Annotated in this window: 20 protein-coding genes; 13 read left to right on the top strand and 7 right to left on the bottom strand. The window is 42.2% G+C overall.

The window, feature by feature from the left end; translation table 11 throughout:
• Positions 1-5 precede the first annotated feature (5 nt).
• From B3143_RS08260 to B3143_RS08240, 5 genes are all read left to right on the top strand, one after another.
• Positions 6-836 (top strand): MetQ/NlpA family ABC transporter substrate-binding protein, encoded by an 831-nt coding sequence (locus B3143_RS08260; protein ID WP_004784104.1) that lies wholly within the window; start codon positions 6-8, stop codon positions 834-836.
• A gap of 10 nt (positions 837-846) precedes the next feature.
• Positions 847-1917: a methionine ABC transporter ATP-binding protein gene (locus tag B3143_RS08255; protein ID WP_262736134.1), complete on the top strand. Its 1071-nt coding sequence runs from the start codon at positions 847-849 to the stop codon at positions 1915-1917.
• Entirely contained in the window at positions 1898-2557 is a 660-nt protein-coding gene (locus B3143_RS08250) for a methionine ABC transporter permease (protein WP_004784108.1), read from the top strand. The genes B3143_RS08255 and B3143_RS08250 overlap by 20 nt, the downstream gene beginning before the upstream one ends.
• A gap of 111 nt (positions 2558-2668) precedes the next feature.
• Positions 2669-3760, top strand: a complete 1092-nt coding sequence (ychF, locus tag B3143_RS08245) for a redox-regulated ATPase YchF (protein ID WP_004784110.1) — start codon at positions 2669-2671, stop codon at positions 3758-3760.
• A gap of 213 nt (positions 3761-3973) precedes the next feature.
• Complete coding sequence (locus B3143_RS08240; RefSeq protein WP_004784113.1) at positions 3974-4588, top strand: superoxide dismutase; 615 nt, start codon at positions 3974-3976, stop codon at positions 4586-4588.
• Between the two features lie 528 nt (positions 4589-5116).
• Here the strand turns inward: B3143_RS08240 and B3143_RS08235 are convergent.
• The gene (locus B3143_RS08235; protein WP_004784117.1) at positions 5117-5611 is read right to left on the bottom strand and encodes a hypothetical protein; all 495 of its coding nucleotides are present in this window, start codon (positions 5609-5611) and stop codon (positions 5117-5119) included.
• A 128-nt stretch (positions 5612-5739) separates the two neighbouring features.
• Between B3143_RS08235 and B3143_RS08230 the strand changes: the two genes are divergently transcribed.
• The 6 genes from B3143_RS08230 to dapC all read left to right on the top strand — a co-directional run bounded on the left by B3143_RS08230 (position 5740) and on the right by dapC (position 12762).
• Positions 5740-6468, top strand: a complete 729-nt coding sequence (locus B3143_RS08230) for an AzlC family ABC transporter permease (protein WP_171064817.1) — start codon at positions 5740-5742, stop codon at positions 6466-6468.
• Positions 6465-6812, top strand: coding sequence for an L-valine transporter subunit YgaH (gene ygaH, locus B3143_RS08225; RefSeq protein WP_004784121.1), 348 nt, complete (start codon positions 6465-6467; stop codon positions 6810-6812). The genes B3143_RS08230 and ygaH overlap by 4 nt, the downstream gene beginning before the upstream one ends.
• Positions 6813-7148: 336 nt before the next feature.
• Positions 7149-7538, top strand: a complete 390-nt coding sequence (locus tag B3143_RS08220; protein WP_228127244.1) for a hypothetical protein — start codon at positions 7149-7151, stop codon at positions 7536-7538.
• 127 nt (positions 7539-7665) lie between these two features.
• Positions 7666-8880, top strand: coding sequence for a formate-dependent phosphoribosylglycinamide formyltransferase (gene purT, locus B3143_RS08215; protein WP_171064818.1), 1215 nt, complete (start codon positions 7666-7668; stop codon positions 8878-8880).
• A 23-nt stretch (positions 8881-8903) separates the two neighbouring features.
• A complete protein-coding gene (gene glnD / locus B3143_RS08210) occupies positions 8904-11570 on the top strand; it encodes a [protein-PII] uridylyltransferase (protein WP_004784127.1) in 2667 nt (888 codons plus the stop codon).
• A 22-nt stretch (positions 11571-11592) separates the two neighbouring features.
• Positions 11593-12762 (top strand): succinyldiaminopimelate transaminase, encoded by a 1170-nt coding sequence (gene dapC / locus B3143_RS08205; protein ID WP_034590142.1) that lies wholly within the window; start codon positions 11593-11595, stop codon positions 12760-12762.
• Between the two features lie 131 nt (positions 12763-12893).
• Here the strand turns inward: dapC and B3143_RS08200 are convergent, their stop codons facing one another.
• The gene (locus B3143_RS08200) at positions 12894-13370 is read right to left on the bottom strand and encodes a glutathione peroxidase (RefSeq protein WP_004784130.1); all 477 of its coding nucleotides are present in this window, start codon (positions 13368-13370) and stop codon (positions 12894-12896) included.
• The gene (gene msrB, locus B3143_RS08195) at positions 13367-13786 is read right to left on the bottom strand and encodes a peptide-methionine (R)-S-oxide reductase MsrB (RefSeq protein ID WP_262736135.1); all 420 of its coding nucleotides are present in this window, start codon (positions 13784-13786) and stop codon (positions 13367-13369) included. The genes B3143_RS08200 and msrB overlap by 4 nt, the downstream gene beginning before the upstream one ends.
• Before the next feature lie 152 nt (positions 13787-13938).
• Here msrB and B3143_RS08190 point away from each other — a divergent pair, with 152 nt between their 5' ends.
• Together B3143_RS08190 and B3143_RS08185 are read left to right on the top strand one after the other, a co-directional pair.
• Positions 13939-15174, top strand: coding sequence for a pyridoxal phosphate-dependent aminotransferase (locus B3143_RS08190; RefSeq protein WP_004784132.1), 1236 nt, complete (start codon positions 13939-13941; stop codon positions 15172-15174).
• A gap of 209 nt (positions 15175-15383) precedes the next feature.
• Positions 15384-16595, top strand: coding sequence for an MFS transporter (locus B3143_RS08185; protein WP_262736136.1), 1212 nt, complete (start codon positions 15384-15386; stop codon positions 16593-16595).
• 70 nt (positions 16596-16665) lie between these two features.
• Here B3143_RS08185 and B3143_RS08180 read toward each other — a convergent pair whose 3' ends face one another.
• The 4 genes from B3143_RS08180 to B3143_RS08165 form a co-directional block, all read right to left on the bottom strand.
• On the bottom strand, positions 16666-18654 hold the full coding sequence (locus B3143_RS08180; protein ID WP_034703295.1) for an acyltransferase family protein: 1989 nt from the start codon (positions 18652-18654) through the stop codon (positions 16666-16668).
• A gap of 88 nt (positions 18655-18742) precedes the next feature.
• Positions 18743-19306: a M23 family metallopeptidase gene (locus B3143_RS08175; protein ID WP_034703293.1), complete on the bottom strand. Its 564-nt coding sequence runs from the start codon at positions 19304-19306 to the stop codon at positions 18743-18745.
• Between the two features lie 159 nt (positions 19307-19465).
• On the bottom strand, positions 19466-19594 hold the full coding sequence (locus B3143_RS08170) for a hypothetical protein (RefSeq protein ID WP_004784138.1): 129 nt from the start codon (positions 19592-19594) through the stop codon (positions 19466-19468).
• 441 nt (positions 19595-20035) lie between these two features.
• A partial coding sequence (locus tag B3143_RS08165) for an IS3 family transposase (protein ID WP_286740078.1) occupies positions 20036-20844 on the bottom strand: 809 nt, incomplete at its 5' end.

Raw genomic sequence — 20844 nt, 5'->3', positions numbered from 1 at the left:
GCAACATGGCACAAACCGTTAAAACAAAATTCACCGTTGTTGGGGTGATTATTGCCGCCGTCATTATCGGACTGGTGGTGTGGAACCAGCAAAAGAAATCCGGTTCGGATGAACTGGTGATTGGGATCAGCCCATCTTTTGCTAAGCCTTTACAGGTCGCAGCAGAAGAAGCCAGACAGCAAGGTGTGAATGTCAAACTGGTCGAGTTCTCGGACTGGAATACACCGAATATCACCCTGAATCATGGCGATATTGATGCCAACTTCTTCCAGCATCAGCCATTTTTGGATAATGCCAAGAAAGAAACTGATTTTAAAATCAAGGCATTTGCCAAAGGTGCAGCGACTCACGTTGGCCTGTATTCCAAGAAAATTAACAGTCTGGATGAACTTAAAGACGGCGCAAAAGTTGTAGTACCAAATGATCCAGTCAATCAAGGTCGTGCGCTACTGTTATTGCAACAAGCCAAACTGGTAACTTTAAAAGATCCAAACAACCACCTTTCTAGCCTAAAAGATATTGCAGTGAATCCGAAAAAACTGCAATTCGTTGAAGTTGAAGGTCCGCAAACTGCGCGTGCCATTGATGATGTTGATTTAGCATTTGGCTATCCACACTACCTACGTCTGGCTAAAACAGCTGATCCAGAACAAGCATTGCTATTTGACTCTAACAAGGACAACCGTTACGCGATCCTGTTTGCCGTACATGAAGACTATCAGGACAAAAATGACAAGCTGAAAAAATTTGTTGAAATCTATCAGAACTCACCTCGCGTGAAGGAAGCACTAGATGCTGACTTTGGTGCGAAGCTCTGGTTCCCGGGCTGGAAATAAGGAGAATACTATGGTGAGTTTTGGTTCTCAGGTGGCGTTTTACGTTCCGCATATCAAAATCCGCAACCTGAACAAATACTATGAGGTACAAGGCAAATCGGTACATGCCTTAAAGGACATCAATCTGGATATTCCTGAAGGAAATATCTTCGGGATTATCGGAAAAAGTGGCGCGGGGAAATCTTCGCTACTACGTACTTTGAATGGTCTGGAACAGATCAGTGAGGGTCATATCCATATCCATCAACAAGATCTGGCTGGGCTCACCCATGCTGAACTGATCCAGTTACGTCAGCGCATTGGCATGATCTTTCAGCACTTCAACCTGATGTCAGCCAAAACCGTCTGGGAAAATGTAGCACAACCTTTAAAAGTCGCGAATTATAAAAAATCAGACATTGATGCACGCGTGAATGAAGTCCTGCAACTGGTCGGCTTAAGCGAAAAAGCGCAGAACTACCCTTCTCAGTTATCCGGCGGACAAAAGCAGCGTGTCGGCATTGCCCGTGCGCTGGTGCATCATCCGGAAATTCTACTCTGTGATGAAGCCACTTCTGCACTAGACCCAGAAAGCACTTCAGTGGTGCTGTCTTTACTGAAAGAAATCAACCAGAAACTCGGCCTCACTATTGTACTAATCACCCATGAGATGCAGGTCATTCGTGAAATCTGCGATCAAGTCGTCGTAATTGAAAAAGGTGAAATTGTTGAATCCGGTGAAGTCTGGTCTGTATTCTCCAATCCACAGCAACAAATCACCCAGGAACTGCTGAATCTGGAACAACTGGAACTGCCATTTGCGATCAGTCCTGAAGTCACTGCTGATACTACACATAGCATTATCAAACTTCGCTATGCCTCTAGTGTTCAGCATTCACCAGATTTGAAAGTGATTTTCGAACAGTTCGAGCATCCGGTGCATCTCTATCAAAGTCATATCGACAGCATCCAGAATCATCTGGTCGGTAGCCTGATTGTCGCGGTTGCTGATCTGAATCTGGATACCGACTTACTTCAGCAAAAATTAAAACAACACATTGCACAAATTGAGGTGATTGGCTATGCACGACCAACTCATTGATTTATTACTGACAGGAACTACTGATACCCTCATCATGGTCGGTGTATCCGCAATCGTTGCCTTTTTAATTGGCTTACCAATGGCGGTAGTGTTAGTCAGTACGTCTGAACATGGTATTTACCCATCTAAACCCATTAATCAGGCTTTGGGCTGGGTTGTGAATATTACCCGTTCGGTGCCTTTCCTGATTTTGATGGTGGCGCTGATTCCTATTACCCGCTGGATTGTGGGGACCAGCTATGGTGTCTGGGCAGCCGTTGTACCTTTAACCTTAGCAGCGACTCCTTTCTTTGCCCGGATTGCTGAAGTAAGCCTACGTGAAGTCGATCAGGGGCTGATAGAAGCGGCTCAAGCAATTGGCTGTAACCGTAAGCAGATTATCTGGCATGTGGTATTGCCTGAAGCTTTACCGGGGATTGTGGCTGGTTTTACCGTCACTTTGGTGACCATGATTAACTCCTCGGCGATTGCCGGTGCGATCGGTGCAGGTGGATTGGGTGATATCGCCTATCGTTATGGCTATCAGCGTTTTGATATGCAGATCATGCTAGCCGTGATTGTGGTGCTGGTAATTCTGGTCATGCTAGTTCAGGCCACTGGTGACACCCTATCGAATCAGCTCGATAAACGTAAAATTTAAAAACATCTATTTCATAAGTTTTCAACAAAGCATCCAGCCATGACCTGACTTTGTCATGGCTTTCATGTAAAATCACTGGCAATTTTTATATAACGCTTTGTGAGTTATTTCATGGGTTTTAATTGTGGTATTGTAGGCCTGCCTAACGTTGGTAAATCTACGCTTTTCAATGCATTAACTAAAGCTGCAATTGCTGCGGAAAACTTCCCATTCTGTACGATTGAACCAAACACCGGTATCGTGCCTGTGCCTGATCCACGCCTGGACAAACTTGCTGAAATCGTAAAACCACAACGCGTGGTACCAACTACCATGGAATTCGTGGACATCGCGGGTCTGGTTGCTGGTGCATCTAAAGGCGAAGGTCTGGGTAATCAGTTCCTGGCGAATATCCGTGAAACGGATGCAATTGCTCATGTTGTCCGTTGTTTCGAAGATGAAAACGTGATTCACGTCAACGGTAAAATTGATCCGCTTGATGATATCGCAACGATTAACACTGAACTTGCTCTAGCTGATCTTGAAACTGTGACTAAAGCAGTGACTCGTTTGGCGAAGTCTGCCAAAGGTGGCGATAAAGAAGCGATCGCGACTAAAGCAGTTCTAGATAAAATTCTTCCTCTTTTAGATGAAGGCAAACCTGCTCGTGCTGCAACCTTAGATGATGACGAACGTAAACTGGTACGTGGTTTTGGTCTGTTAACGCTTAAACCAACCATGTATATCGCCAACGTGGCTGAAGACGGTTTTGAAAATAACCCGCATTTAGATGCTGTACGTGAACTGGCTGCTGCTGAAAATGCAATCGTGGTTCCACTTTGTAACCAGATCGAAGCAGAAATTTCATTGCTTGAAGATGAAGACCGTGCTGAATTCCTGGAAGCTATGGGCATGGAAGAACCAGGTCTGAACGTGGTGATTCGTGCAGGTTATTCATTGCTTGGTCTACAAACTTACTTTACTGCTGGCGTACAGGAAGTTCGCGCCTGGACGGTTAAAGTCGGCGCTACTGCGCCTCAAGCTGCGGGTGTAATCCACACTGACTTCGAAAAAGGCTTTATCCGTGCTGAATGTATTGCTTACGATGACTTCGTACAGTACAACGGCGAAGCTGGCGCCAAAGAAGCAGGTAAATGGCGTTTGGAAGGTAAAACTTATATCGTTCAGGACGGCGATGTTCTGCACTTCCGCTTTAACGTATAAGTTTAAAACCAAAGAAAAGCCCCAAATCTGGGGCTTTTTGTTACCAAATTTGGCTTCTTGCTATTTTCATAAGCATCTTTACACCTTATTTATAAAAACCATACCTCACAACATAAATGATAATAATTCTCATTGTATTTAATGCAACTCAAGCGTATTTTAAAATTTAGTCGAAAATTCCACTCACTCAATTACGCTTAAGGACAATTAAAAATGAGCTATACCCTTCCCGAACTCCCTTATGCTTATGATGCATTGGAACCGCATATTGATGCTAAAACTATGGAAATCCACCATGCCAAACATCATCAAACTTATATCAACAACATCAATGCAGGTATTGAAGGCACAGAATGGGAAGATCTTTCTGTGGAAGAACTGGTAAGCAAAGCCAATCAGGTACCTGAAGATTTGAAAAATAATGTGATTAATAATGGTGGCGGTCATGCCAACCATTCCCTGTTCTGGACAGTAATGAGCCCAGAGGGCGGTGGCAATCCTGAAGGTGAAATTGCACAAGCGATCGACAAGGAGCTTGGTGGCTTTGAAGCTTTTAAAGAAGCTTTTACCAAGGCAGCCTTAACCCGTTTTGGTAGTGGATGGGCCTGGCTCAGCGTAGCACCTGATCAAACCATTATTGTAGAAAACAGTGCCAATCAGGACTCACCACTCATGCATGGCAATACTCCGATTCTAGGTCTGGATGTGTGGGAACATGCGTACTATTTGAAATACCAGAACCGTCGTCCTGAATATATTGCCGCTTTCTTTAATGTGGTGAACTGGAAGGAAGTGAATCGCCGTTATCTGGAAGCACTTTCAATATAAATGAATACAGTAGGACGAAATCTCATGTCTTGGCACTCTTTACGCTTGATCTGCGGCCTCAGTATTCTTTTGGGCGGAGCAGTGTTGTATCTAGAACGTCTGTTCATGTTGCTTTAAGACATGATCGTCTAACTGTATGGGAAGCCTTATTCTGAGGCTTCTTTTATTTTTTGCTGTTTGAATTTTCTATAGGGAGATGGATTTAAAATTTAAGAACGCAATTCACAAACATTGACGCTATCAAAGCCATTGGTACATGGTGCCACTTCACACGCATGAGAAGCTTGTACTGCACTTACTAAAACAGTACTTATACTTATCGCTAAAAACAATTTATTTAACATTTAAAATTACTCCAAAAATTAACTTTTATCTCTAAATCGCTTGATTATGAGTCAACTATAGGACTTTTTTAATGACTCAGGGCAATATTTCTTGATTTTAATTATTTTTTATTTATATAAATAGAATCGTTTTTTATAACAAAAAAGCGGAACCGAAGTTCCGCCTGAAGATTATAAAACCCGATTAAGACTGTTCAGCTACTGCATTACCTTTCTGCTTTGGATCAGTATTTCCCAGTTCAGGATGAGCAATTGCTCCCTGACATTGCTGTTTATCACGCTCATAGTCGGCCTGTCTGTGTGCCACGCTACTGCTATTTTCAACGGTGCTACGTGCCCAGATTTCCAGACTGGTTAAAGCCTTGCGACATAAGGCATATTTGCCTTCCGTCACTGAGTCAGTCATTTTCACATTAATGCGCCAGTCAGTACTTAATTTACGGGCCGGTTGACGCACCTGAGCATCAATCTGCTCCATTTCCTTGTTATAGACCAGCGGATCGACTTCATTCATGAATTGCCATGCAGCATTAGCATAAGTTGTTGCATCATTGGAGAGTTTAGGTGCCGCTTTAATTTCGGCCTTTGGCGCTTGACTGTCATTTCCACAAGCTTGAAGAAATAAGGTGCTGCCGATTAAAACACCGACCAGCATTGCACGTGTCTTGAACATCAACATATCAGAATCGCCAGTTAAATATTTCGGCACTATGCTAGTAAATTCGCGTACAATACACAATCTTGATTTAATCCCTGTTTTAACTCTCTCCCTCAAGGTGTTTTGTGTCTGACCACAATCCAGTAGCGATGCAACCTGCCGGTTTCTGGCAAGGTGCCAAAGATAGCCAGGCCATTATATTTACTTACCTTCCGGTCTCCTTTGCCTTTGGCGTTTCTGCCACCCAGTTCGGCTTTACTGCCTGGGAAGCCTTATTTCTGTCCTGCTCCATGTATGCCGGTGCCAGTCAATTTTTAGTTGTAGCTCTACTTGGTAGCGGTACTTCGATCTGGATGACTGCATTGACCGTAATTGCTTTGGACATTCGCCATCTTTTATACGGCCCAGCTTTACAAAACCTGATCCAAGATCGTTTAAACTTGAAGAAAACCGCAGTCTGGGCTTGGGGTCTTACTGATGAAGTCTTTGCTTCAGGTATGATCAAGCTGTCACAAAGGCGTCAGGAATGGTCAGAGTCGTGGATGCTCGGTCTGAGTCTGTTTAGCTGGTTATCTTGGGCGATAGGTTCATTTCTAGGCGGCCTATTTGCTGATCAGGTTAGTCATCTGCCACAATTCTTGCAGGCGGCTTTAGATTTCCTGCTACCTGCCCTGTTCTTAAGTTTCTTATTGGCAGCTTTTGAAAAGAAACATACCTTTGTCGTGACCAGCACGATTATTGTCTCAGCAGTTGCCTGTTATTTTATCGATTTGTCCGCTGCGATCTTTATTGGCATCAGTTCCGGCATTTTGGCCGGCCTGTTCAAGCACTATGTACTGAAAAAACCAGATCCTGAATATGCAGGAGATCAATCATGAATTTTGAAATTATTTTGGTCGGGATTATTGTCGGAATTGCCAATTTTGCCTCACGTTTTGGTCCATTCTATGTGATTCAAAAATTTCAGCAGGGTTCGCAAAAACGTGGTGCGCTATGGTTGAAAATTGCCTTGGGTTCGATTGGAATTGCTGCCATCAGTTCCATGCTGGTTGTGGCGACTTTACCGCCCTTATTGGAAACGCCAGATAAAAGCTTTGCCATGTTGATCGGTTTTATTGTACTCGCTGGACTGTATTTCAAGTTCAAGAAAATTGTCATGGCGACCTTAACTGCTGCTTTAACCTATGGTCTGATTTATACCTATATCCCCATGCCTTTTTAAGCCTTTTAGTAAATTAGAAATCTCATTCAAGACTTATGCTAAATTAAATATATAAGTCTTTTTTATATAAGAAGAAAATAAGGAAAGTGTTGGCATGTTCGAGCCAAAGCAAATGATTGAAGGGAAAATATTTATTCATCATCGACGTGATGAAATGTTGGCTATTTTAACCAGTATGAATTACCCGGCTGCTATTTTGAATGTTTTATCAATGCACAGAATTTTACTGGTCATTTTGTAGAAGTGGTTGCTGAACCCGCAGATTATGTCCGTGTCATTTATATTCAGAAGCATGGCAAAAATAAAATCATTGCCCTCTACAATCAGACTCAACAGGTGATCCATCTGCACCCTAAACAAATCATTTTTAGCCAATGGAGCCTGTTACATAAAGGCATTCCAAATCTCATTTCTGTATTTTGCTTTAGTGTAATTTTACTGTTTTTATTCTTTGCACTTGTCGCAATATCAAATCATCAATTCCATTTTTTCACTGTATTCCTCGATGCACTGCAATTTTCAGGATTTGGTTTATTGCTATGGATATTTGGTTTTATCTGTCCTTTTGTCATTCCCTTTTACGCCTTTAAGAGTATACAAAGTCTGAAACTTCTCCATCAGCTTCAGCTCAATGACAAGCAAATTCTGCATATGAAAAAACTCAATCCGCAAAATCGTATTTATGATTTAAACCCTATGAAAAATACAGTAAAGCGAACTGCCTGATTTCAGATGCAATTCTCTATAAACTTTTATAAATAAAACTGCTGGCCAATATCACAATTTTGTATGAAACTCGGCTTATCTCGGCATTGAGTTCTGTTATGCTAAAAGTCCATAAAATCAAGCATGGATAATACACATGAACGTGACTATTGGTACTCCTCTTCAATCTTCAGCTTTTAAAGTTCTATTGCTAGGTTCAGGAGAACTAGGTAAGGAAGTGGTGATTTCCTTGCAACGTTTAGGTGTAGAAGTTCATGCTGCAGATCGTTATGCAGATGCTCCTGCCATGCAGGTGGCACATTTTTCTTATGCCTTAAATATGGCAGATGCAGCGGAACTCAAACAGCTCATTCAAAAAATTCAGCCGCATCTCATTGTTCCTGAAATTGAAGCGATTGCGACAGAAGTACTGGTTGAAATCGAAGAACAGAATATTGCAACTGTAATTCCTTCTGCTAAAGCGGTTAACCTGACCATGAATCGTGAAGGCATTCGTCGTCTGGCAGCTGAAGAACTAGGCTTACCGACGTCTGCTTATCGCTTTGCCGCTTCTCTGGAATCTTTCCGCGCAGCCTGTGATGACATTGGTTATCCAAACTTTGTGAAGCCGGTGATGTCTTCTTCAGGTAAAGGCCAATCTCGCGTGAAAAGTTTTGAAGAAGTTGATGCTGCCTGGGAATATGCGCAAACAGGTGGTCGAGTTAATCAGGGCAAAGTAATTGTCGAATCACAGATTGATTTTGATTTTGAAATTACCCTGCTTACTGTGCGGGCTAAAAATCCTCAAACTGGCGAAATCGAAACCTCTTACTGTGATCCAATCGGACATCGTCAGGACTCAGGCGACTATGTAGAAAGCTGGCAGCCTCAGCCAATGAGCCCTGCTGCTCTGGAAGAATCAAAACGTATCGCCAATAAAGTCACCACGGCATTGGGCGGTTGCGGCATTTTTGGTGTAGAACTCTTTGTCAAAGGCGACAAAGTATGGTTTAGTGAGGTTTCACCTCGCCCGCATGACACTGGTCTGGTCACTTTGGCTTCCCAGTTCCAGAGTGAATTTGAACTGCATGCCCGTGCTATTTTAGGCTTACCAGTCAATACAGCTCGCCATAGTGTGGCTGCCAGTGCCGTAATTTACGCAGGTGTCGATGATCGCAACCTTTCATTTTCTGGCCTGAATCTTGCTTTAGCCCATGCCGATACCGATTTACGCCTGTTTGGTAAACCTGAAGGTTTTAAACGCCGCCGTATGGGTGTCGCGACTGCGCGTGCAGAAAGCATTGAACAGGCTCGCGAGCTGGCTCAACAGGTTGCTGACCAAGTTAATGTGAATCAAAATTAAGTAAATACAACGGACCACTGTTCATGATCAATACCTCCCCACTGCTGAATTACATTAAAAGTCACAATGACATCAAAGCGATCAACCAATGGCGTAGCGATGTAGAAAATCAGCTTCAGGAATGTTTTGAAAATGGACAGTCTATCCGTGACATCATTCAGGCCCGTTCCAACCTGATTGATGAGGCTCTGCAATTCCTGTGGAATCATGCTGAACTGGATCAAACCGATTTGGCACTTTTCGCAGTCGGCGGTTATGGCCGCCGCGAAATGCTGCCATATTCAGACGTCGATATCATGATCCTTTCTGAAGATGATTTCACTCCAGAGCAGGAAAAGCTGATCTCCAGTTTTATTTCTTCTCTTTGGGATGTGGGCAATTTCAAACCGGGCATCAGTGTCCGTACCATCAATGAATGTGTCAATCAGGCCAGCAGTGACCTTACGGTAGCGACTTCCCTAATTGAAGCACGTCTTATTATTGGTAATGAAAATTTAACCAAGTGGCCACGCCGGATCGTGTCACAAACCTGGACCGATAAAACCTTTTTTGATGCGAAAATGGATGAGCAGCACAAACGCTATGCTCAACACAATAATACTGAAAGCAATCTGGAACCGGATATTAAAAATGCACCAGGCGGTATCCGCGATATCAACCAGATTGGCTGGATTGCCAAACGTCATTTCCGTGTCAACCGTATTTATGACCTGGTGCATCTGGGCTTTATTTCAGAATTTGAACTTGCTGTACTCGAAGAAGCAGAAAGCTTCCTCTGGGAAATTCGTCATCATTTACACCGCCTGACCAAGCGCGATGAAAACCGCCTGCTATTCGATTATCAACGAGATATTGCGGCGATGTTTGGCTATACCCGTGAAGAAGGTCAGTCACCGAACTATCCAATCGAACAGTTTATGAAGCGCTATTACCGTAGCGCGCAGCAGGTTTCAACTTTGAATGAAATGCTGCTGGCTTATTTCAATGAATCAGTCATTACCCCACGTTTACCTCAATATGAACGCCAGATTGAAGAAATTAATGAAAATTTCAAACTGGTCGATGGCAAGTTAGCAGTTCAACATCACAAGATTTTCTCAGAAAAGCCAAGCGCCATTCTGGAAATTTTCTATTTGCTGGCTAATCGTCCTGAAATTGAAGGCATACGTGCCCGTACTTTACGTCTGCTTACTTTGGCAGCTAAACGTATTGATCAGGGTTTCCGTGATAATCCGGTACACCAAGCCCTGTTTATGGCCATCATTCGTTCACCGCATCGCCTGTACGAAACGCTAGTTGCGATGAAACGTTATGGTGTTCTGGGCAAATATATTCCAGCTTTCGGACAGATTACCGGCCTGATGCAATATGACCTGTTCCATATCTATACCGTAGATGCACATACCCTGCTCTTGATCCGCAATCTGAACCGCTTCAAAGAACCCGAATTTGCCAAAGAATTCCCAGTGGTCAGCTCCGTGTTCCAGCGCCTAGCACGTCGTGACATTGTTTATCTAGCGGCTATTTTCCATGATATTGCCAAAGGTCGTGGTGGCGATCATAGTGAGCTTGGTGCAGCCGATGCGATTCAGTTCTGCCGTACCCATGGCTTTACCGAACGTGAATGCAATCTGGTTGCTTGGCTGATTGAAAACCATTTGTCCATGTCGGTGACTTCACAGAAAAAAGACATTTCCGATCCGGATGTAGTCAAAGAATTTGCTGAAAAAATGGGCGATATGGAGCATCTGGATTATCTGTACACGCTGACAGTGGCAGATATCAACGCGACCAATCCAAAACTCTGGAATACATGGCGTTCATCTTTGATGCGTCAGCTTTATACACATGCGCGTGATGTGATCCGTTCAGGTCTCGGCCGTCCGGTTGATTATCAAATGCTGATTGAAGATACCAAATTCGAAGCTAGTGAACGTCTGGTAGAACATTTCTCACTCTATGACGTTGAAAAAGTCTGGCAGGAACTGGGTGACGACTACTTCCTGAAAGAATCTGCCGATGAAATCGCTTGGCATACCCGTGCCATTCTGGAACATGGCGATAATCCTGCACCATTGGTATTAATGCGTGCGCATCGTAAATATGCGCAGGATGCCGTGCAGATCTTCATCTATACCCAAGACAAGCCAAATCTGTTCGCTACCACGGTTGCTGTTCTGGATCGCATGAATCTGGACGTTCAGGATGCCCGGATTATTACCGCGACCAAAGCCTTTAGTCTGGATACCTATGTCGTACTTGACCGTTTTGGCACGCTGCTGACTGACCCAGAACGTGAAGCGACTGTGATTGAAGCCTTACAGGATGCCTTAAGTCATTCTGATGAATATCCAGGTCTGATGCAGCGCCGCATTCCGCGTCAGTTACGTCATTTTGATATTGAAAATACTGTCGATATCACTCTCAATGAGGCTTTAAATCAGAATATGGTGGAAATTGCGACACTTGACCATCCTGGTTTACTTGCGAAAATTGGCGGTTTATTTATGATGCAGGGTCTGGATATTCACTCTGCTAAAATTGCCACGCTTGGCGAACGTGCTGAAGATATTTTCTTTGTCACCAAAAAAGATGGCAGCCCAATGACCCAAACAGAGTCCGACAATTTTGCAGCGGCATTAAAAGCTGCTCTGGATGAAGCCTCACATCAGGTCAATGCTCAACACTAACACACTGCTCGGTAACACATTCATGAACTCTAGCTTGTTTTTATTGCACCCATATCCGTTTGAAAAGTTAAATAAACTTTTTGCGGATATCCAGCCTGCGAATATGCCATTGATTCCCCTTTCAATTGGTGAACCAAAGCATCCAGCACCCGAGTTCGTGAAACAGGCGATTATCGATAATTTCCAGCATCTATCGACTTATCCGAACAGCAAAGGCTTACCTGAATTACGAGAAAGCATTGCCAACTGGCTGACTCGTCGTTTTAAACTGAATAGCATCAGTGCAGACAGCAATGTATTACCGGTTTCCGGTACCCGTGAAGCGATCTTCTCTTTTGTTCAGGCGCTGATTAATCGTGAAGATGCGCCTTATGTGGTGATGCCAAACCCTTTCTACCAGATTTATGAAGGTGCTACCCTGCTTGCAGGTGCAAAACCTTATTTCATTAACTGTACTGAAGAAAATGATTACTTAGGCGACTTTGATGCAGTTCCGGCTGAAGTCTGGGAAAAAACTGCCCTGTTATTTGTGTGTACACCGGGCAACCCAACAGGTGCTGTTCTTTCTAAAGAGCAGTTTAAAAAGCTGATTGCACTGTCAGACAAATATGATTTTGTCATTGCTTCTGATGAATGCTATTCAGAACTCTGGTTTGATGAAGCACCGACAGGTTTACTGGAAGTGTGTGCCGAGATTGGCCGAGATGACTATAAAAACTGTGTCGTTTTCCATTCTCTATCTAAACGCTCCAACCTGCCAGGCATGCGTTCAGGCTTTGTTGCAGGTGATGCCACTTTACTCAAACCTTATCTGCAATACCGTACTTATCACGGTGCAGCGATGCCGGTGCAACACCAGCTAGCATCAATTACCGCTTGGAATGATGAAGCCCATGTGGAAGAAAACCGGGTACAGTATCGTGCCAAGTTCGATCTGTTCCAGAAAGAATTGGGGCACTTGCTTCCGCTGAAAAAACCGGATGCGGGTTTCTACTATTGGCTCAAAGTGGACAATGATGAAGCTTTTGCCAAAATGTTGATGGAAAAAGCGCATATCAAAGTATTACCAGGCCGTTACCTGTCTCGTGAAACTACACAAGGCAACCCGGGTGAAAATCATGTGCGTCTGGCATTGGTGGCTGATCTGGCACAATGTGAGCAGGTAATTCAGCGTTTAAAAGCGATTCTTTAATCTTTTAAGACCTAAACACAAATAAAAAAAACCCACTTTCCAGAAGTGGGTTTTTTTATGGATATTGACTACAAATTATTTTTTATTTAACTTATTTTCTATTCATTAGAAATTAGACATTTCAAATAAACTTATAAAACCTTTTCAATTTCTGTCTCGAGATCTTCAGGTTTGGTGGTAGGTGCAAAACGGTTTAATACCTTGCCATCACGACCAATCAGGAATTTGGTAAAATTCCACTTAATACCATTTCCTAGAATTCCTTTAGAATTATTGGTCAAGTAACGGAAGATCGCATGCGCTTCTGGACCTTTAACATCTACCTTGGAAAACATTGGGAAAGAAACCCCATAATTTTTCTGGCAAAATTCACCGATCTGTTCATTTGAACCTGGATCCTGTCCACCAAACTGGTTGCATGGAAAACCTAAAACTTCCAGTCCCTGCTCTTTATATTTCTGGTAAAGCTTTTCCAGACCTGCAAATTGTGGAGTGAAACCACATTTGCTCGCGGTATTTACGATTAAAAGTACTTTCCCTTCATAATCTGCAAGTCGTTTGTTTTTCCCATCTAACAACTCAGCTTCAAACTGATAAATGCTGGTCATGGATAAGTTCCCTCGTCAGTTTTTTCTTGTGTTTGTAATTCTAAAGAGGCTGAGTTTACACAATAACGTAAGCCAGTCGGTTCCGGACCATCCGGGAAAACGTGTCCCAAATGTGCATCACAATGATGACAAACAATTTCTGTTCTCACCATACCATGTGAAGTATCAGGTAATTCTTCTACAACTGAGCTGCTCACAGGACGATAGAAGCTTGGCCAACCGCAACCGCTGTCATATTTAGTGGTTGAAGAAAATAGTGGTGTACCACAGCAACGGCAGACATAAGTCCCTTCCTGTTTTGTATTCCAGTACTTGCCTGTGAATGCCGGTTCAGTTCCTTTTTCACGCGTAATGCGAAACTCTTCTGGTGATAACTCTCTTTGCCATTCCCGGTCTGTTTTATTGAGTTTTCCCATCACTAACTCCTTTAAATCTTTGACATTAAATGTCATGCTTCAGTACTTCCATATTTACGCTAGAGATGAAAAAATTTCTAGCGAAATTTCAGCATAGATTGTGATATTTGCGTAATCTATAGGTTTAACTTAAAAATTAATTGGATGGAATTATGTCCGGTATTGGTAACACCCCCCCTCGCGAGATCAAGAAATCGTCTAAGCTTGAGCATGTTTGCTACGACATTCGCGGACCAGTGTTACGAGCGGCCAACGAGATGGAAGAAGCCGGACATAAAATTATCAAACTGAATATCGGAAATCCCGCCCCATTCGGCTTTGAAGCCCCGCAAGAAATCATTAATGATGTTGCACTGAACCTGCCAAATGCGATTGGCTATACAGATTCCAAAGGGATTTTCCCGGCACGTAAAGCGATCTGTCAGTATTACCAGCAAAAAGGCATTCTGGATATGCACGTGAACGACGTGTATGTCGGCAATGGCGTATCTGAGCTGATCGTGATGGCGATGCAAGGCCTGCTGGATGACGGCGATGAAATGCTGATTCCAATGCCGGATTATCCATTATGGACTGCAGCAGTGAACCTGTCTGGCGGTACTGCGATTCACTATAAATGTGATGAAGAAGATCACTGGTATCCAGATATTGCGGATATGGAAAGCAAAATCACGCCAAATACCCGCGGGATCGTGATTATCAACCCGAATAACCCGACTGGTTCGGTTTATCCGCGTCATGTATTACAGCAAATCGTGGATCTGGCGAAGAAATATGATCTGATCCTGTTTGCAGACGAAATCTATGACAAAATCGTTTACGACGGCATTGAACATGTGTCAGTAGCTTCGCTTGCAGGCAAGCAATTATGTGTATCGTTCAACGGTTTATCTAAGGCCTATCGTATTGCTGGCTATCGCTCAGGCTGGATGGCGATTACTGGTGATAAATCACGTGCAATGGACTACATTGAAGGCCTGGATATGCTGGCTTCAATGCGTCTTTGCGCGAATCATCAAGCACAATATGCAATTCAGACTGCACTCGGTGGCTATCAGTCTATTAATGACTTGATCCGCCCAGGTGGCCGTCTATATGAACAGCGTAATATTGCCTGGGAAATGCTAAACGAGATTCCAGGGGTATCTTGTGTGAAACCGGAAGGTGCGATGTACTGTTTCCCTCGTCTTGATCCAGAAATCTATCCGGTTGAGGATGACGAAAAACTGATGCTTGATCTGTTACGTGCCGAGAAAGTTCTATTGGTTCAAGGTACTGGTTTCAACTGGCCAACACCGGATCATTTCCGTGTGGTATTCCTGCCAGCAGAAAATGAACTGCGTGAAGCGATTACCCGTTTAGGCCGTTTCCTGGCAAAAATGCGTTAATTTATAAAAGTTAACTCAAAAAACCGCATTCATGAATGCGGTTTTTTATTGTCTAAAAAGTTCCGCGATAAGCTTTACAGATATTTAAAATAGAAGCATGCTGTTAATCCAGAGTTTCTTTTCTCAATAAAATCTATTCAGCCTTTTCTCCTTTAGCTTGATGATTCATGCTATTTTTTGAACAAATATAAAACTTCAAGAGTATATGGATGTCCTCAAATACGGTCAAGCTTAGTCTTTTTCTCTGCCTGAGCATGTGCTTAGGCATCGGCATTCTGCGTTTTTCCTATACTGCCCTGTTACCTGGTACACGTGAAGCCTTTGTCTGGAGCGCGAGTTTTGCCAGCCTTTTGGGTAGTGCCAATCTACTGGGTTATTTAATGGGTGCTTATGCAGCGATGCGCTTGCCTCAAGATCGAAGCATGAGTACCTATATCCAGCTTGCTGCAATAGCTGGAATGGTTAGCCTATTCTGTTGCGCTTTTTCAGGGTTTTCTGAAATCTGGTATATCAGCTGGCGCGTGATCTCCGGTATCAGTGGTGGTCTGCTCATGATTTTGTCACCAAGTGTCGTGGCTCAGTGCTGCGATTTAAAAGACCGTTTTAAGATCAATTTTATTGGTTTTAGCGGAATTGGATTGGGGGTTTTACTAGCTACCCTGTTTTTACCTTATCTTGACCAGATTTCCATACGTACGGCCTGGCTGATCTTATGTGGGTTTGCCCTGATGATTTGTATCTGCTTAAGCCTACTGATACAACAATTTAAACCCTATCTAGCTAAACAATCTGTTTCTCATGCTGCTCAAGTACCTTTAAATACAGTCTTTTATAGTTTACTGGCGGTTTATGCCTGTAGTGCATTTGCCTATATTCCGCATTCCCTGTTCTGGATTGACTATCTCAGCCATGAACTAGGATTAAGCTTATTCTGGATTAACTTTAACTGGATTCTATATGGTTTAGGCAGTGCCTTAGGTGCTTTTTCTGCCTATATTCTGGCAAGAAAATTTGGCAATTTTACCGCCTTAAAGATTCTTTATAGTGTGTATATTCTGGCGATTTTCATCGCGACTTTAAATGCTAACCCGTTCCTCACTTTCAGTTCTTCTTTTTTTACCGGAATGTTGAATCCCGCTGTGGTTTTCCTCACCTCTTATACCATTTTGCAACTGTATGGACTGGCCTATAAAAAGCTCTGGAGTATTGCGACTCTATGTTTTGCCTCTGTTCAGCTGATTGGTGGATTAAGTTTTAGCGCCCTGCAATATCTTGGATTGAACTATCATCAACAGTTTATGCTGGCTGCTTTAGTTTTATTAGGGGGAACATTACAACTGTTCTGGAATACACGTTCTTCCAAATATAAGATGGATGAGCAACCGCAACCGGTTTCTGTTCAAGAAGAAAGAATTAAATAAAGATCAAAATCAGTCAATGACCCAAATCCCAAGGAATAGAACCACGTCATTAAACGTGGTTTTATTCCATCTAATCTTTTTTCAAATCTTTAAGCGGATTACCAAACTGTTTTAGATATTCAACGCCCAATTGCCGTGAACCCTGATCATTAAGATGATTATCATCTTTAAAACGATACAAAGGCACATCATTCAACATCGTTTTACATGCCTGCTGATCACAGATGACTTTGGTTGGATCAATAATTTTTAATTGTGGATATTTCAGTTTTGCTTCTGCCAGAATCTGATTGAATTGCTTTAAATGTGCTTCATAAGTTTTTCGAGAAACTGTACATGCAGCGTCTCGATGAAGAATCTCTTTACGAATATTACAATCAGATGGAATCCCTTCCCAGTCTAGATGTGGTACATCATTAATTAGCACCACCTGATCACTAGATTGATAGGCAATTTCTAAGGCTTTCATCAAGCCTGCTCTAAATATCTCTTCCTCAGTATGATGGACACTATCTTTAGGTTTTACATCATCGTCAAAATACTGCGCATAAGAACCTGCCAGAATAATCATTGGATAATGGGTTTCTTTAAGATGCGCAGTAATAGCATCATTACGTTTTTGGAATTTGGTCAATTCTTTCCATTGATTCAACTTTAATTCAAATCGCTGCACATCTGGCAGATAAAAGGTTGAGCTTTGCGTAACGTCATAACCGCGTAAATCAGCATCCTTTGCCCATTCATCCAGCATTGCTGTGTAGGCATTGGCATGCGAATCGCCAATCAACAGGAAATCAATATCTTCTTTAGATTGTCCTAAGACACAATCCTGAGCATTGGGTAAAACATTTGGATCCGCAGTATCCATGCAGTTACTACGAATCACATGTGCATACGTGTGTAATGCTTCCTGTTTGTCATGCACCGATTTTGGAAAACGCTCCGGGAAACCTTCATGTGTTTTGATGGTTTGGGCGATCGCAATAAAACTGACTGCAGGTAACAGAAACCCAAGAATAATCACTTTATAATTTGCAGCCATCACAAAGCGTTTCAGTGGTGTTTCAGCCAGTTTATAAGTCAGAAATGCACATATAAGTGATAGAAAAACAATAATAATCTGATTTTCCAGATTCAAGGGCAGCATATAAATACCAAAGAACACGATGATTGGCCAGTGCCATAGATACAGAGGATATGAAATCTTGCCAATCCATGTACTAAGACGATTACTCAGTAATAAATTACTTGAAGATATAGATTGTCCTAGATAAATGATCAGTGTTGTTGCAAGACACGGGATCAATGCCATCAGTCCTGGGAATGGTGTTTGCTGATCAAAATAAATTGCAGTTGCAAATAGAACACTTACTCCAGCCCAGACCAATCCCTGTAATAGTTTTTTTGGCAGATTCAGTTTTGGCAAGCAGCTAATCAATGCGCCAATCAATAACTCAAACGCTCGTACCGGCATGCTATAGTAAGCTTTGGCTGGATTATGAGTCAGTTGCTGCTGGGCGTATATAACTAAAGCGACAATAAATACACTAATAACAAGCCAAAGATATTTACGTGAGGTTTTACTCAAGAATAGCCATAGCAAGAGCGGCCAGAAAATATAAAACTGCTCTTCTACGCCCAATGACCATAAATGCAACAAAGGCACATTTTCTACATTCGGACTGAAATAATCTCCCACCTCATTTCGCATATACAGATTGGCAATGAGCACAGCGGCATACATGACGCTTTTAAAATATTCCGTCAGCTCACCCGGCAACATCACCTGCCAAGCAATCAGGCTGACAATTGCCAGTACAGTAAAATATGCAGGTGCCAGACGGATCACCCGTTTCTTATAAAACCGTGCAATTGAAAATTGCTGCGACTCAATATCGCGCTTCAAAATGGTCGTAATGAGATAACCGGAAATGACAAAGAAAATATCAACACCAATATAGCCGCCAGAAAATAGTGACCAGCCGAGGTGATTGAAAATGACCAATGATACTGCAATCGCTCTCAGGCCATCGATATCTGGTCGATAAGCAAAACTCATAAAAACAGGAAAAACGGGAGATACGCTATTTTATGCTTTTCATTCTTTAGATGGCGATCTTTTACATTTTTTTTACATTCCCCTGCGCTTATTCCAATTCTTCTACCTTTAAATAAGGATAAGGATTGGTCGCACCTTCCCCACTGAGATAAATCCCATAATGCAAATGTGGTGGTGTATTTTTCGCATTACCGGTATTGCCGACATAGGCAATGATTTCACCTGCTTCTACCCAGTCTCCTTCCTGAATATGTTCAGCATAATCATCTAGATGAGCATAATAATGTTGGCTTAAATTCGGGCCAGTAATCCAGATAACTTTACCGCCCAAATTATTGGTTCCAATCTTACGGACGATCCCTTGGGTCGCACTGACTACCGGTGTTCCCCGTTTAGCAAAAATATCAGTCCCCTCATGTTTGCGACCTTCACTCCGTGCTCCACCCCAAGTATCCTGAATCTGGCGAGGTTTTACTCCTTGTACAGGAATTTCTACTGGTCTAATCAGCTCAGATTTTTTTAATTGCCAATAGAGGTACGGACTTTTCCAGCCCGCTGGTTCACCTGAAGGCGGTGGCTGACAGGCAGTAAGTAATATACTTGAGGAAAATATTAAAAGCAGGATTTTGGGAATTTTCACAATAGCTCGCATCGCTGTTTAATGAGTAATTCGTTTTATCTTAAGGAATACAGAAAAATTTAAAGTCAAAATCCTGTTATTTTTAGTGATGTTTTTTCCAAGTTGTTTTTGAAATAACCTTAAAAAATAACAAAACCCTCAGCTGAGGGTTTTGTTGAATCAGTTTAAATCTTATTTACGCTTTTTCGCACGGGATGGTTTAGAGGGTTGTTGCTGTTGCTGTTGTTGCTCTTCATTCTGAGCACTGTCCTTTTTATCCTTTTGCTGAACCTGCTTGTGTTTTGCTCTTGATTTAGCCATAGAATAAACTCCTTTGGAGAACTGTCTCTATCACTGGAAGTTGCATTAATCACTTTAACCTTTATATAAAATAAGCCAATCGCGGAGCTGTATCCAAATACGTCAATGTAAAAGCATCTTTAGTTAAGTCATTCAATTCAGATTAGATCTTTATTCGAGGTATTTACATCGCTTACATAGCGTTGCATGTTGATACCTGTTTTAACCCTGAATATAAATATGGTTTTCTGAATGAAACCCTTCAAATATTTAACAATAAATGTGCGTCTAACGTGATGATTCAAATTTAGCATTGATGTATCAACGTTCACAAAGTTTCCAGTTCAGAATCGAACCAACACAGTAATAGTATATTTAGTATGAGAGGCTATAAAACGTAGAGAGGTGGTCCCACTTGTTTGAACAACTAAAAGCTTATTTATAAGTGATATTCTGCTCTAGTTAAGCTACCTTATTTTGTTGTGGTAGCTGGTCATAGTAAAACTCATCTGGAGTCATTTTGTCCAGACTCGAATGAGGTCGTTTCAAATTATAAAATTCAAAATATGCACTCAATTGCTTTTTCGCATCGGTGACACTGCTATAAGCTTTGAGATACACCTCTTCATATTTAACGCTTCTCCATAACCGTTCAACCATCACATTATCAATCCATCGACCTTTACCATCCATACTGATTTGAATGCCATTTGATTTCAATACATCAATAAATGCATCACTGGTGAACTGACTGCCCTGGTCTGTATTAAATATTTCAGGTGATCCATATTTTTCAATCGCTTCATTTAAAGCCGAAATACAAAAATCCACCTCCATACTAATCGATACCCTATGCGCAAGTACCTTGCGGCTATGCCAATCAATCACAGCACATAAATAAACAAAGCCTTTTGCCATAGGGATATACGTTATATCCGTACACCACACTTGATTACTGCGCTGAATAGCCAATCCTTTGAGCAGATATGGATATTTACGGTGAGCTTGATTGGCCTGACTTAGATTTGGTTTACGATATAACGCATTAATGCCCATTTTCTTCATTAAAGTACGTGTATGACGTCGTCCTATATGATGTCCTTGACGATTCAATAAATCACGCATCATACGGCTACCTGCAAAAGGGTATTGCATATGTAACTCATCCATACAGCGCATCAGCTTCAGATCTGATTCACTCACAGGTTTTGGGCGATAGTAATAACAACCACGGGAGACTTTCAGCAGCTTAGCTTGCTTAGATACTGAAA

The organism is Acinetobacter sp. UBA1496 (genome assembly GCF_002324975.1).
GTDB lineage: Bacteria > Pseudomonadota > Gammaproteobacteria > Pseudomonadales > Moraxellaceae > Acinetobacter > Acinetobacter variabilis.
Note: the sequence above shows the minus strand (reverse complement) of the source record. Positions and strands in the feature narration are given on the sequence as shown.

Excerpts from the sequence above, each read along its gene's own strand:
- B3143_RS08185 (WP_262736136.1), top strand. The coding sequence starts at position 15,384 with ATGTCCTCAAATACGGTCAAGCTTAGTCTTTTTCTCTGCCTGAGCATG.
- B3143_RS08230 (WP_171064817.1), top strand. The coding sequence starts at position 5,740 with ATGCAACCTGCCGGTTTCTGGCAAGGTGCCAAAGATAGCCAGGCCATT.
- B3143_RS08175 (WP_034703293.1), bottom strand. The coding sequence starts at position 19,306 with ATGCGAGCTATTGTGAAAATTCCCAAAATCCTGCTTTTAATATTTTCC.
- B3143_RS08170 (WP_004784138.1), bottom strand. The coding sequence starts at position 19,594 with ATGGCTAAATCAAGAGCAAAACACAAGCAGGTTCAGCAAAAGGATAAA.
- B3143_RS08240 (WP_004784113.1), top strand. The coding sequence starts at position 3,974 with ATGAGCTATACCCTTCCCGAACTCCCTTATGCTTATGATGCATTGGAA.
- B3143_RS08180 (WP_034703295.1), bottom strand. The coding sequence starts at position 18,654 with ATGAGTTTTGCTTATCGACCAGATATCGATGGCCTGAGAGCGATTGCA.
- B3143_RS08235 (WP_004784117.1), bottom strand. The coding sequence starts at position 5,611 with ATGTTGATGTTCAAGACACGTGCAATGCTGGTCGGTGTTTTAATCGGC.
- msrB (WP_262736135.1), bottom strand. The coding sequence starts at position 13,786 with ATGGGAAAACTCAATAAAACAGACCGGGAATGGCAAAGAGAGTTATCA.
- B3143_RS08250 (WP_004784108.1), top strand. The coding sequence starts at position 1,898 with ATGCACGACCAACTCATTGATTTATTACTGACAGGAACTACTGATACC.
- B3143_RS08200 (WP_004784130.1), bottom strand. The coding sequence starts at position 13,370 with ATGACCAGCATTTATCAGTTTGAAGCTGAGTTGTTAGATGGGAAAAAC.
- ychF (WP_004784110.1), top strand. The coding sequence starts at position 2,669 with ATGGGTTTTAATTGTGGTATTGTAGGCCTGCCTAACGTTGGTAAATCT.
- ygaH (WP_004784121.1), top strand. The coding sequence starts at position 6,465 with ATGAATTTTGAAATTATTTTGGTCGGGATTATTGTCGGAATTGCCAAT.
- B3143_RS08255 (WP_262736134.1), top strand. The coding sequence starts at position 847 with ATGGTGAGTTTTGGTTCTCAGGTGGCGTTTTACGTTCCGCATATCAAA.
- B3143_RS08260 (WP_004784104.1), top strand. The coding sequence starts at position 6 with ATGGCACAAACCGTTAAAACAAAATTCACCGTTGTTGGGGTGATTATT.
- B3143_RS08190 (WP_004784132.1), top strand. The coding sequence starts at position 13,939 with ATGTCCGGTATTGGTAACACCCCCCCTCGCGAGATCAAGAAATCGTCT.
- glnD (WP_004784127.1), top strand. The coding sequence starts at position 8,904 with ATGATCAATACCTCCCCACTGCTGAATTACATTAAAAGTCACAATGAC.
- dapC (WP_034590142.1), top strand. The coding sequence starts at position 11,593 with ATGAACTCTAGCTTGTTTTTATTGCACCCATATCCGTTTGAAAAGTTA.